The following is a 15989-nucleotide window of genomic DNA, read 5'->3' as shown; positions in this document are numbered from 1 at the left end:
CATCCGGACCACGCACTCCTGACGCTGTTGCGGCGGGACCCCGGAGCCGCAAGGTGCTCGAACACATCGCCCCGGCGATAACCAAGAACGTGGAGGCCACGATGACCAAAGGAGACAACATGGCCGCAAAACACATACCCAGGACACCGCGCCCGGCGCATGCGCCGGCAGCAGCGGGCCTGAACGGGACGGGGCAACTGCGGTGAGCGCCATCAGCGAGCTCAGCTCGATTTCCCGCCGCAAGGGCAAACTCTCCGCCGAGGAAAAGAAGGCGAACGGCCGGGATAACAAGGCCGCCTATATCTTCCTTCTGCCGTGGCTGGTGGGCCTTGTGGCCATCACCATCGGGCCCATGATCATGTCCCTGTACCTGTCCTTCACGGACTACAACCTGCTCCAGCCCCCGGAATGGGTGGGCCTGGACAACTTCACCCGCATGCTGACCGATGCCCGGCTGCACAACTCGCTCGGCGTAACGTTCACCTACGTCCTGGTCGGCGTTCCGCTGCAGCTGGCCGTGGCACTGCTGATCGCCCTGGTCCTGGATAAAGGCCTGCGCGGACTGCCGTTCTACCGCTCCGTGTTTTACTTGCCGTCCCTGCTGGGTGGTTCGGTGGCCGTTGCCATCCTGTGGAAGCAGATCTTCGGCACCACCGGCCTGGTCAACCAGGTCCTGGCGATGTTCGGCATCCAGGGCCCGGGCTGGATCTCCGATCCCAGCACCGCGCTCGGATCGATCATCCTGCTCCACGTGTGGACCTTCGGCGCCCCCATGATCATCTTCCTGGCCGGCCTGCGGCAGATTCCGGTGATGTACTACGAGGCCGCAAAGGTTGACGGCGCCACCACGCTGCAGCAGTTCTGGCGGATCACCATGCCGATGCTGAGTCCCATCCTCTTCTTCAACCTGGTGCTGCAGATCATCGGTTCGTTCCAGTCGTTCACCCAGGCGTTCATCGTCTCCGGCGGCAACGGCGGTCCGTCCGACTCCACGATGTTCTTCACCCTGTACCTCTACCAAAAGGGGTTCGGCCAGTTCGACATGGGCTACGCCTCCGCCATGGCGTGGTTCCTGCTGGTCATCATCGGTGTCTTCACCGCCATCAACTTCATCGCTTCTAAGTATTGGGTTTTCTATGACGACTAAGCTGGAGACGCTGCCCACCCCGGACAAGAAGTCAGGGCCGGGCAAGCCTACGAACCACCGCAAGCCCAAGGTCCGCGAGTCCCGCGGCACCCTCGCCTTCAGCAGGGCCCAGCGCGGTAAAGCACTGACGAAGCACGCCATCCTGATCCTTGCCGGCGGCCTGATGATCTACCCGCTGCTGTGGATGATCGTCTCCTCGCTGCGGGCAAACGAACTGATCTTCCGCGAACCCGGGCTCTGGCTCGACAGCCTGGAGATGAGCAACTACACGGACGGCTGGTCCGCCCTGACCCACCCGTTCGGGCACTACATGATCAACTCCGCCATCGTGGTGATCGGCTCGATCCTGGGCAACCTGATCTCCTGCTCCATGGCCGCCTATGCTTTCGCCCGGCTGCAGTTCACCGGCAAGAAGCTGTTCTTCGGCATCATGCTGCTGACCATCATGCTGCCGTTCCACGTGGTCATCGTTCCGCAGTACATCCTGTTCTCGCAGATCGGCTGGGTGAACACCTTCTGGCCGCTGATCGTGCCCAAACTGCTGGCCACCGAAGCGTTCTTCGTCTTCCTGATGGTCCAGTTCATCCGCGGCATCCCGCGCGAACTGGATGAAGCGGCCCGAATCGACGGCGCCGGCCACCCCCGCATCTTCCTGCGGGTCATCCTCCCGCTGATGGTCCCGGCCCTGGCCACCACCACCATCTTCACCTTCATCTGGACCTGGAACGACTTCTTCGGGGCCCTGATCTACCTGACGGACCCGGACATGTTCACCGTCCCCGTGGCACTGCGCGCCTTTGTGGACTCGCAGTCCGCCACCAGCTGGGGATCGCTGTTCGCGATGTCCATCGTGTCCCTGCTGCCGGTCTTCCTGGTCTTCCTCTTTGGCCAGCGGTTCCTCATCAAGGGCATCGCCACCACCGGCATCAAGTAACCTGCACTTTGCAGGACCTGCCGGGCGCCGCGATTAGGCGGCTTTCCGGAGCACCTGCAGCGCAACCCGACGGCCCGTCCTCGCGACGGGCCGTTGGGCTGCCGGAACGAAACCACCCGTAAATTTGCCCTCTCCAACTCCTTGTAATACAAGTTCTTCACTTGTAGCATTAGGTGCAGAAAGCGTTTTCCCGCTAACTGCCCCAGCATCAATGAATACTGAAACCCTGCAACAACAGCACCCGAAGCAAACCATCCCCAGCACCTAGATCAAAGAAGATCGGAGTACCCAGTGCCGCTTTTCCCCCGTTCTGCGTCTGCTGCAAAGCAATCGGCAGAGACTCCATCCCGTGGCGCCGCCCGCCGCATCCGTAAGACAGGCGTGGTTGCCGCTGCAGCCGCCGTCGTTATGGCCCTTAGTGCCTGCGGCGGGGGAGCCGCCCCGCAAAACGCCGACGGCACTGTGGAACTGCGGTTCTCCTGGTGGGGCGGCGACAAACGCGCCCAGCTGACCCAGGAGGCCATCAAGCAGTTCGAGGCCGAGAACCCCAACATCAAGATCAAGCCGGAGTTCGGCGACTGGAGCGGTTACTGGGACAAGCTCGCCACCCAGGTTGCCGCCAACGACGCCCCGGACATCATCCAGATGGACGAAAAGTACATCACCGAATACTCAAGCCGCGGCGCCCTGTTGGACCTGTCCAAGTACGAGATCGACACGTCCAAGCTCGATGAAGCCGCGCTGAATGCAGGCAAGAGCGAGGACGGGCTGACCGGCATCGCCGCTGGCATCAACGCCGCTACCATCCTGGCCAACCCGGCCGTCTTCGAGGCAGCCGGCGTCCCGCTGCCGGATGACTCCAAGTGGACCTGGGATGACTTCGAGCGGATCGCCTCCGAAATCACGGAAAAGTCCCCCAAGGGCACTTACGGTGCCGCCGCCTACGGAACCGATGAGGCTTCACTGGGCGTTTGGCTCCGCCAGAACGGCAGGTCCCTATACACGTCCGACGGCAAGCTGGGTTTCGAGCCCAGTGACATCGCCGAATGGTGGGCTTTCCTGAAGCAGCTCAGCGAGAACAAGGCAGTTCCCACGGCATCCGAGGTTGTTGAAGCCGAGGCTGCCCCGCTGGACCAGAGTGGCCTCGCCACCGGTAAGAACGGCATGGCGTTCTGGTGGTCCAACCAGGCTCCTGCGCTGGAAAAGGCTTCCGGCAGCGACCTGAAGATCCTGCGGTTCCCCACCAAGACAGGGTCCTCCGCTGACGCCGGGCTTTGGTACAAGGCCTCGCAGTTCTGGTCAGCCTCCTCGCGCACCAAGCACCCTGAGGAAACTGCCAAGTTCATCAACTTCCTGGCCAACAACGTCAAGGCCGGCGAAACGCTCCTTGCTGACCGTGGCGTCTACCCGAACTCCGAGGTCCGGGCAGCCATCGAATCCAAGCTGACCCCGGCAGACGTCAAGGTGGTCAAGTTCATCGACCAGATCAAGGACGAGCTTGGCGAGGCTCCGGCTCCGCCGCCGAAGGGCGCCGGTTCCATCCAGGAGATCATCAAGCGCTACACCTCCGAGGTGCTCTTCGAGCGGCTGTCCACGGAGGAAGCCGGCAAGAAGGCGCACGACGAGATGAAGTCAGCCATCAGCAGCTAGTTTTCACACCGCCAACACGGCTCCGGACAGATCGGGTGGACGCCTCCTCCACCCCCTAACGTCCGACGGCGGGTGGCAGCACTGTCCCGGCGGGAACCTTGCGGTTCCTTCCGGGACGGAGCTGTTTAAGCCGGAGCTATATACGTGGAGCTGCTCAAACGGAGCTGTTCAAGGGGAGCTTCTTGGACGCACCTTTTTACGCGAAACCGGGGGATGGTGTTGCATGACGCGGCCCAACACAATGACGCCTGGTTTCTGCTGGCTGGCGTGCTCCGCACATTCCCTCGCTGCTGGATCGACTCCACGTCCCTCATTGGTTAGCGGTATTGGGGTTGAAGCCTTGACGGGCGCGACAATAAGCGGCGTCCCGGGAAGTGGGGGTGCTGTGGAGTGGTAGGTGTGGCCTGTTGGGGTTCGGGTTTCGACGGTGTGGCGGGTTCCGGGGATGGGTTTGGCGGTCCAGCCGGGGTTTTCCTTGGTGTGGTTGCAGGCTTCGCAGAGCCCTTGGCCGTTGGTGCTGCTGGTTGGTCCGTCGTTGTGCCAGGGGATGACGTGGTCGTCGTGCCGGATGGGCGCGTCGCAGTAGGGGGTCCGGCAGGTGTCGTCCCGGACTTGCAGGAAGCGGCGGAGCCCGGGCGGGAAGAACCTGGCTTTCGAGTCCATCGCGACCAGCTCACCGCTGCCGGGGGCCGTGTAGAGCCGGCGGAGCCAAACGGACAATTCATGCTGATCGGGAGAACCGGAACCAGAACCAACAGCAGTGCCAGAACCAGAACCAGAACCAGTGGGAGCGTCCGGGGCGGCCATCCCCGCTGAACCGGGGCCGGTTGTCCTGTTCAGGATGGTTTCGCGTGCCCATTGTGCGGGGACGGTGCCGTAGCCGGTGAGCCGGGCGGGTTCGCTGTCGCCCTGGAAGAGGGTGCGGTCGGTCATGACGAGCTGGATGTCGATCCCGGTGATCCCGCCTGGGGTGCCGGTGACGCGTTCGACCAGGGAATCGGCCATAACCTGGCCGCGGCAGCGTTCATCCCCGGAGGCCCGCAAAGCGTCGGCGTGCCGGGCCAGGGAAGCGTACGCGGCGACACCCTCGGCGACGGGCAGCAGGGCTGTCAGGTAGGTCATGGTGTCCGGCGCCGGACGAAGGCTCACAGTGCGTTCGGTCACGGCACGGCTGGCCCGCCGCGCCACGGACTTCGGATCCCGCCGGTACGCCGCGGCACGGACCGCGGAAACGATGGCGCGGTCCCCGAACCCGTTAAGGGTTCCGGTGTCCGCGGCGAGCTCTTCGTCCACCGCCTGCCGGTCGTCCACGGACAGGCAGGCTGTTTCCTTCACGATCTGGATGGCACGCCACTCGTTCAGCTGACCGTTCCGCAGGGCGGCGAACGTTCGCGGCATCTCGGTGACCAGGGCTTTGCCCAGGCCCAGGAACCGCCCGCCCCGGGACGGCGACTCACGCCGTGCCAACGCAATTTGGGCACCCACACCGGCACCCTGCTCATCTGCAGGGACCCCGGCGGCAGCTTGCACCCGGCGCTGGAACAGGTCAAAGGCAACAGCGATATCGGCCTGCTTGGCAGCAGCGGCAGACTTCAAATCCTCAAGCTCCCGCAGCTGATCAATCATGCCCGCACCATCAGCAGAAACCTGAACGGCAGCCAAGGCCTCCCGGACAGCGGCAACCGACGGGACAGCACGGCTCCCCGCCCCGCTTACCTCTGCCAACGCCCCAACCGCTTCCATGAACAAAGTCTTCCAGCAGGGTCCGACAAAACCTGCTGCTCAAAATTCCTATGTGGAAAACGCGGGGGCGGCAGCGCACAAAGCCGGAACAGTGAAACCGGCCTGGGGTGCGGCAAGGTGCCGCGCCCCTAAGCCCCGAGGCGACGCCCAAGGAGGCGCCGCCGTCGTACGCCTAAAAGAGCGGGAGCGGGACCCTCTTGCCGCCCGGCACCAGGGGCGCCGCGCTGAAGCGGCACCCAAGAACGGAGGTCAGCCCTCGGCAACCACCGCCACGCTCCCGGCCGCAACAATCCCACCGAACGCCCCGCCGGTCAGCAGGTCAATTCCCGCAGCCTCCACCGAAGCGTCAGAGCGGGTGTGGTTGATCGCAAACAGGAAGCTGCGCCCGTCAGCCGAACGCCGGCGAACCACCTCCACGCCGGAATCCGCAACCGCCGCCGGAGCAACGCCGGATTCCGCAAGGAGCCGGTCCACCAGGGCCTCAATGCCGTCGGGGTCCGGGAACGTGGCGAGATACCACGCGGCTCCACTGCCCACGGCGCGGCGGGTCAGGGACGGCACGCCTTCCAGCGGGTACCCGGTGAACGTTTGGAGCGCTTCCGCGCCGGCAAGGTGGACGTGTTCGCTCCAGACGGCGGAAACGGTGCCGTCACTCAGCTTCAGCTGTGAGCCGGCCAGCAGGGGGTGGAATTCCTCCACCCGCACGCCCAGCAGTTCGCGGAACGCTCCCGGGTAGCCGCCCAGCCGGACGTGGTCCTTCTCGTCCACGATCCCGCTGAAGTAGGTCACCAGGACGGTGGCCCCGGCGGAAGCGGCAGCCGCGATGTTGGCCGCCGCGTCATCGGTCACGGAGTACAGCGTGCAGACAAGGACCAGGTCGTACCCCTCCAGCGATGCCGACGGGTGCACTACGTCAACGGAAACACCTCGCAGGTACAGCGAGCGGTGGAAGGCCCGCAGCAGGTCCAGGTACCGGACGTCGATGCTGGGCTTCGAATCGATCTCGCTGGCCCACCATGCCTCGTAGTCAAAGACGATGGCCGCCCGGGATTCCACCCGTGAACCGCGGACCGGCTCAAGCCGCTTGAGGGCAGACCCGAGGTCCACCACTTCGCGCCACACGCGCGTTTCGCGCCCGCCGTGCGGGACCATGGCGGAGTGGAACTTTTCGGAGCCCGCAAAGCTCTGGCGCCACTGGAAGAACATCACGGCATCAGCGCCGCGCGCCACATGCGCCAGGGAATTGCGGAGCATCTCGCCGGGCATCTTTGGCTGGTTGCGGGGCTGCCAGTTAACGGCCGACGTCGAATGTTCCATCAGGATCCACGGGTCACCGCCCGCAATTCCCCGCGTGAGATCCGCGCTGAACGCGAGTTCCACGTGCCGTTCGGGGTCGGCGGCGACGAGGTAGTGGTCGTTCGCGATGACATCCAGGTCCTTGGCCCAGTCGAAATAATCCATGGACTTGGTGGCGCTGGACGCCATCAGGTTGGTGGTGCAGGGAACTCCGGGCGTTACTTCGCGGAGTACGGAGAGGAGGTCGCGGTAGTAGTCCAACAGGGCCCAGGAGTTGAACCGCTGGAAGTCCAGCTGCTGGCCCGGGTTCAGTGTGCTGGGAGCAACTCCGGGAGGCAGGATTTCCTCGAATGAACCATAGTTCTGGCTCCAGAAGGCTGTTCCCCAGGCCGCATTGAGCACATCGATGGTGCCGTAGCGCCGCTCCAGCCAGGCCCGGAACGCGGCGCTGTCCTCCTCACCGTAGAACTCGGAGACGTGGCAGCCCAGCTCGTTGTCAACGTGCCAGAGTGCCAGTGCGGGGTGGTCCTTGTAGCGCTCCGCGAGGACCCGCGTGATGCCCTTCGCGTACCGGCGGTAGACGGCCGACGACGGCGTGTAGTGCCGCCGCGAGCCCGGTCCCAGCACCGTTCCGTCAGCCGTGACGGGGAGGATTTCCGGGTGCTTGCGTACCAGCCAGGCCGGCGGGGCGGCGGTGGCGGTGGCCAGGGCCACCTTGACGCCGATGCCGGCAAGGTTGTCCAGTACTTCGTCCAGCCAGCCGAAGTCGTACTGCCCTTCCGCCGGTTCCAGCAGCGCCCAGGAGAAGATTCCGACGCTGAGGAAGTTCACGCCGGCCTCCTTCATCAGCTCCAGATCCTCAAGCCGGACGCTGACGGGCCACTGCTCGGGGTTGTAGTCTCCGCCGAAGGCGATGCCTTCGACGTTGTTCCAAACGCTCGCCGGGCCGGTGGTTTCCTGCGTGGTCATGGGACTCCTTTGTCTGCTGGGAGGGTGAAACCTGGATAAGAAATCGGAACTTTGGAAAACGCTTGCCCAAATCGGGGAATGCGGATATTGTATCGTTTCAGAAGCCGTGTAAGCCAGCTCACTACTCACGTTGTAGATGAGATCAGGGATTGCACACATCGAGCAAGGAGGCTCCCGTGATCAATAGAAGGCATTTCCTCACTACCGTTGCCGTCGGTACCGCATCTGCCGCCGCACTGGCCGCTTGTGGCACCGGATCCAGCACCGCAGGACAGACCGGTTCCGCGGAGAACCCCGTCACCATCAACTACACCTGGTGGGGCAACGACGACCGCGCCGAGCGCACCCGCAAGGCCATTGCCCTGTTCGAGTCCAAGAACCCGGACATCAAGGTCAACGGCAACTTCACCGACTTCGCGGGCTACTGGCAGAAGCGTGCCACCGAGGCCGCCGGCGGCGGCCTGCCGGACGTCATGCAGTGGGACCTGTCCTACCTGCGCGACTACGGCCAGCGCAACCAGCTCCTGGACCTCAGCACCGTCAACATCAACACGGACGCCTTTGAAAAGTCCCTCCTGCCGTCGGGCCAGATCAAGGGCAAGACCTACGGCATTCCCACCAGCACCAACGCGTTCGCCGTCTACTACGACCCCGCCAAGCTGGCCGGGCTCGGCATCGCGGAGCCCACCGGCAAGTGGACCTACAAGGAGTTCAACGAGTTCCTCACCGAGGTGGGCACCAAGAGCTCCGGCGCCCTGTTCGGCTCCACCGACTACACCGGCGTCTGGTGGATGTTCAACATCTGGCTCCGCCAGAACAACATCGAAGCCTTCACCGAGGACGGCAAGCTCGGCTTCACCAAGGACGACCTGAAGAAGTGGTGGAACCTCCCTGCCGGCCTTCGCGGCACCCCGGCTATCGTTTCCGAAGAGCGCGTCACGCAGCTGGCGCCCAAGTCTCCGTTCGGTTCCAACGTCACCGCCACCGAGGTCACCTGGGACAACTTCATGGCCGGCTACCTGGCGGACAGCGGCGCCAAGGAGCTCAAGCTGGTTCCGGTCCCCTCCGACGACCCGGACAACCTGGGCCTGTTCCTCAAGCCGTCCATGCTGATGGTGGCCAGTGCCAAGACCAAGTTCAAGGACGCTGCAGCCCGGTTCATTGACTTCATGGTCAACGACCCCGAGGTAGGCCAGATCTTCAAGACCTCCCGCGGCGTTCCGGCGTCCAAGACCCAGCGCGACGGCACCACCTTCGAAGGTACCGACAAGCTCGTGGTGGACTACGAAAAGTCCATCGAGCAGTACCTCAAGGACGCCCCCGAGCCGCCCATCGTCGGCTTCGGCACGCTGGAAACTTCCTTCAAGCGCGTCGCCTCGGACCTGAACTTCGGCAAGCTCACCGTCGATGGTGCTGCAGACGCATGGTTCAAGGAAGCCGAAGACCTCATCAAGCAGAATGCCTGATCAGGCACATTGTCTGATCCAGGCTTCACAACTGACGGAATGAACTCGTGACTCAAAGCCCAACTCTGAGCAGGCGTTCGACGCAGTCCACCTCCCCGCTGCCGCGCAAGTCGCGGCAGCAGGGGGTGGATGCCCGCGCCGGCTACACCTTCCTGCTGCCCTGGCTGCTGGGATTCATCGCCCTCACAGTTGGGCCGATGATCTCCTCGCTGTACCTGTCCTTCACCAACTACAACCTGTTCGATCCGCCCAAGTGGATCGGCCTGGACAACTACACCTCCCTCTTCCAGGACGAACGGTTCCTGCAGTCCGTGGGCGTCACCGTCAGCTACGTTGTGTTCGGTACCCCGCTCAAGCTCGCCGCCGCACTGGCAGTGGCCATGCTGCTGAACAGCAAACGCCGCGGCCAGGGTTTCTACCGGTCAGCGTTCTACGCCCCGTCCCTGATCGGCGCGTCCGTGTCCATCGCCATCGTCTGGAAGGCCATGTTCGGCGATTCCGGCCCCGTGGACCAGGGCCTCTCCTTCTTCGGGATCAACCTCGGCGGCTGGGTGGGCAACCCCGGCATGACCATGCCGATGTTCATCCTCCTGACGGTCTGGCAGTTCGGCGCCCCGATGGTGATCTTCCTGGCCGGCCTGAAGCAGATCCCGGCGGATCTTTACGAGGCTGCGTCCATGGACGGTGCCGGCCCGGTGCGGAAGTTCTTCAACATCACCTGGCCCATGCTCTCCCCGGTGATCTTCTTCAACCTGCTGATGGAAACCATCCACGCGTTCCAGATCTTCAACTCGGCGTACATCATTTCCAACGGTGAAGGCGGCCCGGCCGGCTCAACCCTCTTCTACACCCTCTACCTGTACCTGCGCGGCTTCAGCGACTTCCGGATGGGCTACGCCTCGGCAATGGCCTGGCTGCTCCTGATCGTTGTGGGCATCCTGACCCTGATCATCTTCCGCACGTCCAAGTCCTGGGTCCACTACAGCGGTGATGCAAAATGACAACCATGGCAACCCCCACGCAGTCCTCCCCGGACGCACAGGTGCTGAACTACAACCCCAAGTCCGAGTCGGCAGGGGCCAAGCGTGCCAAGAGCACCATCTTCCACGTCGTGGCCCTCGCGCTGACGGCAGTGGTCCTGTATCCGGGCCTGTGGATGATCGCCTCGGCGTTCAAACCGAACGCGGAGATCGGCGGCGCCAACACGTCGCTGTGGTCCAACAACTTCAGCTTCGACAACTTCGTCACGGCGATGGAGGGCATCGGCGGCGTGTCCACGCTGCAGTTCTTCACCAACTCGCTGGTCCTGGCGCTGGGTGCTGTGGTGGGAACCATCCTCTCGGCCAGCGTCTCGGCGTACGCCTTCGCACGGATCAAGTTCCCGGGCCGAAGCATCTTCTTCGGCATGATGATCGCAACGCTGCTCCTGCCGTTCCACGTGGTGATCATCCCGCAGTACATCGTGTTCCAGCAGCTTGGCCTGGTGGACACCTACGTACCGCTGCTGATCGGCAAGTTCCTCGCCGCCGACGCGTTCTTCGTCTTCCTGATGGTCCAGTTCATGCGCAACCTTCCCGGTGAGCTGGACGAGGCCGCCAGGATCGACGGCGCCGGCCACGTCCGGATCTTCACCTCCATCATGCTGCCGCTCATGAAGCCGGCCCTGATCTCCACCTCGATCTTCTCCTTCATCTGGAGCTGGAACGATTTCCTGGGCCCGCTGCTGTACCTGAACACCCCGGAAAAGTACCCGCTGCCGCTGGCACTGCGGCTCTTCGTGGACCAGACGCAGAGCTCGGACTACGGCGCTATGATCGCGATGTCCGTCCTGGCCCTGCTGCCGGTGCTGATCTTCTTCCTGGTCTTCCAGCGGTACATTGTTGAAGGCGTCTCCACCCAGGGCCTCAAGGGCTGACGGCCCGGAAGGCCAGACAGAAAATGAGCATCATGGACCGCACCTCACCCGCCCCCAACCATCCCGAGCCCGTCCCGGTGAACCGCTTCGCACTGTTCTCCGAAACCCTCCTGGCAGGGGTCCTGGTGCTGGTGCTGTCCATCCCCCTCGTGACGATCCCCGCCGCCTACGCGGCGGGGATCGCCCATCTGGAACGGCACCTCACCGGCCGCGACGATTCGGTCCGCGGCCTGTGGGGCACGTTCAAGGCTGCCCTGCCGGGCAGCTGGAAGCTGGGAATCACGACGGCGGCTGCCGCCGTCGTGATTGTCCTCAACCTTCTGCTCGCTTGGGTGGGGCAGCTTCCCGGCCGGGAAGTGGTGCTGCCGGCCACCCTGATCCTTGCCGCCGCAGGCGCCGTCCTGCTGCTGCGCACCACGGCTGCCTGGTCCGATTTCACCGGCCCCCACACAGACGGCCGCAGTACCTGGCGCTCCGCACTGGAAACCGGCCAAACCCTGTCCCTGAAGGATTGGACAGGGTCCCTCCTCCTCGCCGCGGCGCTCTTCGGCGCCGTCGTGTTCGTCTGGATGCTCGCGGCACTCTTCGTGGTGGTCCCCGGCACCCTGATCCTCGCCGCGGCAGCGGTCAAACTGCGCTCCACCCGCTAAAACCTCCTTCTGGTTTCCGCCCGCTATTGAGTTGAGTCCGACGTGTCTTCCGACCGCCAGCGTTCCGAACAGTCCCTCCGTTCTTCGAAGAGCCAGCACCCCTGGTACCAGCCGCTGAAGCAGCGCAACTACAGGCTCTTCCTTGCCCTCGTATTCACCGGCAGCGTGGGTGTGTGGATGCAGCGCCTGGCCCAGGACTGGCTGGTGCTGCAGCTGACCGGCAGCCCCGCCGCCGTGGGTGTAGCCGTCGCACTGCAGTTCCTGCCGATGCTGGTTGTGGGGCCCCTCAGCGGCCTGCTGGTGGACATGTTTCCGAAACGGCGCATCATGCTGGTCTGCCAGGCAGTGATTGCCTTCCTGGCCCTCGGCCTGGCGGCCTGGGCCGCGAGCGGGACCATCACGGTCTGGGCGGTTTATGCCAGCTGCGTGGCGCTCGGCGTCACCTCGGCCATCAACCAGCCCGCCAGCCAGGTGTTCGTCAACGAAGTAGTGGGCGACGCCGCCCTCCGGCCCGCCATCGGCATCAACAACGCCATCGGGCAGCTGGGCGCCATGGCGGGCCCCGCGCTGGGTGGGGCAGTCATCGCCCAGGCCGGGTCAGCCGCAGCGTTCGCAGCCAACTCGCTGCTGTGCCTGCTGGTGCTTTGCCTGATCGCCGCCATCCGCCCGGCCGAGCTGCATCCGAGCATCCCTGCGGAACGCGGGCGGGGCCAGCTCCTTGCCGGGTTCCGCTACGTCCGTGAGCGCCCTTCCCTGCTGCTGATTATTGCCTTGGCCGGGCTTTTGGGGATGTTCGGCATGAACGGGCCGGTGGTCCTGGCGGCCTTTGCCGAACGCGTGTGGCTCAACGGTGTTGAAGGGTTCGGCCTGTTCAATACCGTCAGCGCCATCGGAGCCCTGGCCGGTGCCCTGCTGGCGGCCCGCCTCCGGAGCCTGGGCCGGAAGGGCATCGTGGCGGCGGCAGGCCTCTTCGGACTGTCCCAGCTGGTAGCCGCACTGATGCCCAGCCTCATCCTCTTCATTATCATGCTGGTGGTGGTGGGCCTCATGACGCTCCTGTTCCTGACCAGTGCCGCCACTGCCGTCCAGCTCGAAGCCGGCCCTGCCATCCGCGGGCGCGTTATGGCCCTGTACCTGCCCCTGCTGCTGGGCGGACACGCCCTGGGCGGACTCCTGGCCGGGTGGCTGACGGAACAGTTCGGAGTGCGCACCGGCCTGGTTGTCACCGGTGGCCTGGGTATGCTCTCCGCCGCCGTCATTGGGCTGCTTCTCTGGTGGCATGGCAGGCGGTCCCGCCCCCTGCTCTGATTCGCGAGATGGCAGTTCGCAGCAGTGTCCGCCGGCAACACTGCCCCGAAGTGCCATCTCGCGGCTCGACTGTCTAGGCCAAGGCCGCCTTGGGCGTGAAAGTCCAGGTCCCGGGATGAATCCGGAACTCGCGCGTCGCTGCGTTGCCGGCCGGGCCGCCGTTGGGCCCTTGACTCCGTACGTGCCATACGGCAGCCGGACAACCGCGGCGACCCCAGCGGGGACCGTGCACTCGAGGTGCACACTGCCGGGCGCGGGCGTCCTGTCGGGCGTCGGAACCATCAGGAAATTCGAACCATCAGGAGATCGCGACCTCGAACGCGGTGGGGGCCGAGACCGCCCAGGGCAGCCCGAGCTCGCTGAAGGTGGCGTGCTGCCGGCCTGCCCGCTCCAGGGCCTCCTCGATGTCAACCACGACGGCGTGGGCTGCTTCGCCGTCGCCCTCCCACCTCACGTAGGCGTCATCAATGGGTGCGGGCAGCGGTGCGGTGCGGATGGCCTCGAGGACGAGCATAAAAGCGCCGCTGTCCACGAGGGAGCTGATCAGCGGGGCGCCGGTGTTCCGGTGTGCCAGGAGGTTCTCCGTCAGGTCGTCCCGGCCGAATGTCTCCTCGGCCCGGCCGGACGGCGTCTCGATGGTGAGGCGGTCCTCGGTGTAGTGGAACATTACCGTCCCGGCCGATCCCTGAAGGGTCACGTAGGGTTCCACGGACTCGGTGGCGCAGATTGTGAGTGCGCACGTGATGGGCAGGCCGGCCGCAGTGTGGATGCGGATGACGGAGGTATCGTCCGATTCGATGTCGTTGGCGCGGTACAGTTCGGTCTCCACGGAGGCGACGTCGGCCAGGGTGCGCGCCCCGGCAATCCTTAACGCCGTCGCCACTGCGTGGGCCAGGGGGTTGGTGGCGACGCCGTCCACCACGTCAACGCCGTTGATGCTGCGTTTTCCGGCCCACCGTGAGCGCTTGTAATAGGCCTTGTCGCGCACCCAGCGGCCCGTGGCCGAGATGCCCTGCAGGGTGCCGATGGTGCCGGCTTCCAGCAGGTCCTCGATGGCCTGCAGGGCATGCGAGCCGAGGCTTTGGAAGCCGATCTGGACGCCCCTGCCGGCGAGGGCAGCGGCATCACGCAGCCTGTTGAAGTCGGCCAGGGATGCCACGGGAGGCTTTTCCAGGTACAGGTCAGCGTCCGTGGCCAAGGCGGCCAGCGCCAGCGGGGCATGCGTCTGGATGGGGGTGGCCACGATGATTATGTCGAGGGCGGGTGTTTCCGCGAGCAGCTCAGTGAGCCCCGGAAAGACGGCAGCCTGCGCCGGAACCGATCCGGGTGCCGGCGGCTGCGGATCCGCCACGGCAACGAGTTCGACGGCGCCCGTCGCCTGAAGGCGCTCCAGGTTCCGTAGGTGGTGGGTGCCAAAGCCATGCACACCTACCAGGGCAACGCGGGCAGTCCCGCCGTTGCCGCCGGCGGAAGCGGCGGCCGGTCCCCCTGCCGGCGCCGGAGTTTCTGCCGGTGCATCCGGCACGTCGGTGCCAGCTGGCGTTCCCATGGTTCTCCATTCTGCCCGGTGGGGGCACCAAAAGTCTGGCGCCTGCGAGGTCCAGCAAGCGCTTTCCATCCATCAGTGTGCGCCACACAGTGGTCCCCCGTCCAGCTAATGTAACGATTCAAAATCTGGCTGAGCTTGCCCGGAGGAATTTCTGGACGGCATCCGGAGCAGTTGGGATTTCCTGCCGCTCGCGGAGCCTGGCCTTGCCATACTGTTCTTCGCCGCGGCGGGGCAGGGCGCGCCTCCGGCAGATGGCTCCGCTCCGGGCTGCGTACCGGAACCTGGCGGTGGAGAAGATCTAGAGGTTTCATTACGGTGGAGGGGTGACGGGCGGGCATTCGAAGACAGAAAGCGGCTGGGTGGACGTGCCCAATGCCAGAATTTATTGGGAAGCTACCGGCGCACCCACTGGCATCCCCGTCCTTTACCTTCATGGCGGCCCCGGCGGTTCCCTTGGCCGAGGGGGCTACCGTAAACGCCACGACCACAACCGGTTCCGGATTATTGGCCTGGACCAGCGCGGTTGTGGCAAAAGCACGCCACTCGTCCAGGACGATCTCGGCCGCCTCCCGGAGAACACCACCCATGCCCTGATCGAAGACATCGAGGCTGTCAGGGAGCACCTCGGTGTAAGCCAATGGATCGTCACCGGCGCTTCATGGGGCAGCACGCTTGCCCTCGCTTATGCCCTGAAACATCCCTCCCGGGTCCTCGGCATCGCTTTGGTTGCGGTGACAGCAAGCAGCCGGGAAGAGGTCGAATGGATCACGGACGGAGTGGGACGCATCTTTCCTGAGGCGTGGGCTGAATTTTCAGATGCTGCCCGGGCTGCCCCGGGCGAACGCGTGGTGGAGGCTTACGCCCGCCGGCTTGCGGGCCAGGACCGCGAAGATGCCCGGCTTGCTGCACTGGCTTGGGAGCGTTGGGAATCCACGCACATCTCGCTGGATCCGAACTGGCAGCCAGGCCCGCTGTTTGACGACGAACGGGAGCGCATGACCTTCGCGCTCCTCGTGACGCACTACTGGGCCAACGACGGATTCCTGGCCGGCGAACAGGAAATCATCCCTCGGATTCATGAGCTCAACGGCATCCCCGGTTACCTTATCCACGGCAGACGGGACATCAGCGGCCCAGCCATCACGCCGTGGCGTTTGCACCAAAGCTGGAAGTCGAGCCGGCTCGTCGTTATCGAGGACGAAGGGCACGGCGGTCCTGCATCCATGGCGGCATTGTCCACAGCAGTGGACCACATTGCTGCAATGATCTGAGCCTCAGCACGGTACTGCCGCTGTTATGACAATTCCGTGCTCAGCCGATCGGATGGCCCTCCCTGCACGTGCTTTCGCCCGGCAGGATGTC

General features: G+C 64.7%; 12 protein-coding genes and 1 pseudogene. 10 read left to right on the top strand and 3 right to left on the bottom strand.

The features are described 5' to 3' along the window. The first annotated feature begins 202 nt into the window (after positions 1 to 202). The 3 genes from B5520_RS13235 to B5520_RS13225 all read left to right on the top strand — a co-directional run bounded on the left by B5520_RS13235 (position 203) and on the right by B5520_RS13225 (position 3731). Positions 203 to 1147: a carbohydrate ABC transporter permease gene (locus B5520_RS13235; RefSeq protein WP_079597532.1), complete on the top strand. Its 945-nt coding sequence runs from the start codon at positions 203 to 205 to the stop codon at positions 1145 to 1147. Further along, positions 1137 to 2081: a carbohydrate ABC transporter permease gene (locus B5520_RS13230; protein ID WP_079597531.1), complete on the top strand. Its 945-nt coding sequence runs from the start codon at positions 1137 to 1139 to the stop codon at positions 2079 to 2081. Before B5520_RS13235 ends, B5520_RS13230 begins: the two co-directional genes overlap by 11 nt. A 291-nt stretch (positions 2082 to 2372) precedes the next feature. Next, entirely contained in the window at positions 2373 to 3731 is a 1359-nt protein-coding gene (locus B5520_RS13225) for an ABC transporter substrate-binding protein (RefSeq protein ID WP_079597530.1), read from the top strand. Between the two features lie 168 nt (positions 3732 to 3899). On the opposite strand, the gene B5520_RS13220 is transcribed toward B5520_RS13225, so the two are convergent. After that, positions 3900 to 5357, bottom strand: a complete 1458-nt coding sequence (locus B5520_RS13220) for an HNH endonuclease (RefSeq protein WP_079597529.1) — start codon at positions 5355 to 5357, stop codon at positions 3900 to 3902. A gap of 366 nt (positions 5358 to 5723) precedes the next feature. Next, positions 5724 to 7739, bottom strand: a complete 2016-nt coding sequence (locus tag B5520_RS13215) for a beta-galactosidase (protein WP_079597528.1) — start codon at positions 7737 to 7739, stop codon at positions 5724 to 5726. A 176-nt stretch (positions 7740 to 7915) separates the two neighbouring features. On the opposite strand from B5520_RS13215, the gene B5520_RS13210 reads away from it, so the two are divergent. Genes B5520_RS13210 through B5520_RS13190 form a run of 5 tightly spaced genes read left to right on the top strand, consistent with a single transcriptional unit; the run spans position 7916 to position 13078 of the window. Continuing rightward, positions 7916 to 9205: an ABC transporter substrate-binding protein gene (locus B5520_RS13210; RefSeq protein ID WP_079597527.1), complete on the top strand. Its 1290-nt coding sequence runs from the start codon at positions 7916 to 7918 to the stop codon at positions 9203 to 9205. Positions 9206 to 9252: 47 nt separating this feature from the next. After that, positions 9253 to 10206: a carbohydrate ABC transporter permease gene (locus B5520_RS13205; protein WP_079597526.1), complete on the top strand. Its 954-nt coding sequence runs from the start codon at positions 9253 to 9255 to the stop codon at positions 10204 to 10206. Continuing rightward, positions 10203 to 11120, top strand: a complete 918-nt coding sequence (locus tag B5520_RS13200) for a carbohydrate ABC transporter permease (RefSeq protein WP_079597525.1) — start codon at positions 10203 to 10205, stop codon at positions 11118 to 11120. The genes B5520_RS13205 and B5520_RS13200 overlap by 4 nt, the downstream gene beginning before the upstream one ends. A gap of 23 nt (positions 11121 to 11143) precedes the next feature. Next, positions 11144 to 11770 (top strand): Poxvirus protein I5, encoded by a 627-nt coding sequence (locus tag B5520_RS13195; RefSeq protein WP_079597524.1) that lies wholly within the window; start codon positions 11144 to 11146, stop codon positions 11768 to 11770. 42 nt (positions 11771 to 11812) lie between these two features. After that, positions 11813 to 13078: an MFS transporter gene (locus B5520_RS13190; RefSeq protein ID WP_079597523.1), complete on the top strand. Its 1266-nt coding sequence runs from the start codon at positions 11813 to 11815 to the stop codon at positions 13076 to 13078. A gap of 298 nt (positions 13079 to 13376) precedes the next feature. Here the strand turns inward: B5520_RS13190 and B5520_RS13185 are convergent, their stop codons facing one another. Continuing rightward, a complete protein-coding gene (locus tag B5520_RS13185; RefSeq protein ID WP_079597522.1) occupies positions 13377 to 14627 on the bottom strand; it encodes a Gfo/Idh/MocA family protein in 1251 nt (416 codons plus the stop codon). Between the two features lie 148 nt (positions 14628 to 14775). On the opposite strand from B5520_RS13185, the pseudogene B5520_RS23180 reads away from it, so the two are divergent. Both B5520_RS23180 and B5520_RS13180 read left to right on the top strand, forming a co-directional pair. Next, a pseudogene (locus B5520_RS23180) lies at positions 14776 to 15102 on the top strand (DUF1961 family protein); the annotation flags it as partial. Beyond that, on the top strand, positions 14987 to 15898 hold the full coding sequence (locus B5520_RS13180; RefSeq protein ID WP_303048428.1) for an alpha/beta fold hydrolase: 912 nt from the start codon (positions 14987 to 14989) through the stop codon (positions 15896 to 15898). The pseudogene B5520_RS23180 and the gene B5520_RS13180, both read left to right, overlap by 116 nt. The last annotated feature ends 91 nt before the right edge of the window (positions 15899 to 15989 follow it).

Source organism: Arthrobacter sp. P2b, from assembly GCF_900168295.1.
Lineage (GTDB): Bacteria > Actinomycetota > Actinomycetes > Actinomycetales > Micrococcaceae > Arthrobacter.
The sequence above is the reverse complement of the archived record's forward strand: the minus strand, read 5'-3'. Positions and strand labels throughout refer to the sequence as shown.

Bases quoted from the DNA above. Each gene is read 5' to 3' on its own strand.
- B5520_RS13230 (WP_079597531.1), top strand. From the start codon at position 1,137: ATGACGACTAAGCTGGAGACGCTGCCCACCCCGGACAAGAAGTCAGGG.
- B5520_RS13220 (WP_079597529.1), bottom strand. From the start codon at position 5,357: ATGATTGATCAGCTGCGGGAGCTTGAGGATTTGAAGTCTGCCGCTGCT.
- B5520_RS13215 (WP_079597528.1), bottom strand. From the start codon at position 7,739: ATGACCACGCAGGAAACCACCGGCCCGGCGAGCGTTTGGAACAACGTC.
- B5520_RS13200 (WP_079597525.1), top strand. From the start codon at position 10,203: ATGACAACCATGGCAACCCCCACGCAGTCCTCCCCGGACGCACAGGTG.
- B5520_RS13195 (WP_079597524.1), top strand. From the start codon at position 11,144: ATGAGCATCATGGACCGCACCTCACCCGCCCCCAACCATCCCGAGCCC.
- B5520_RS13185 (WP_079597522.1), bottom strand. From the start codon at position 14,627: ATGGGAACGCCAGCTGGCACCGACGTGCCGGATGCACCGGCAGAAACT.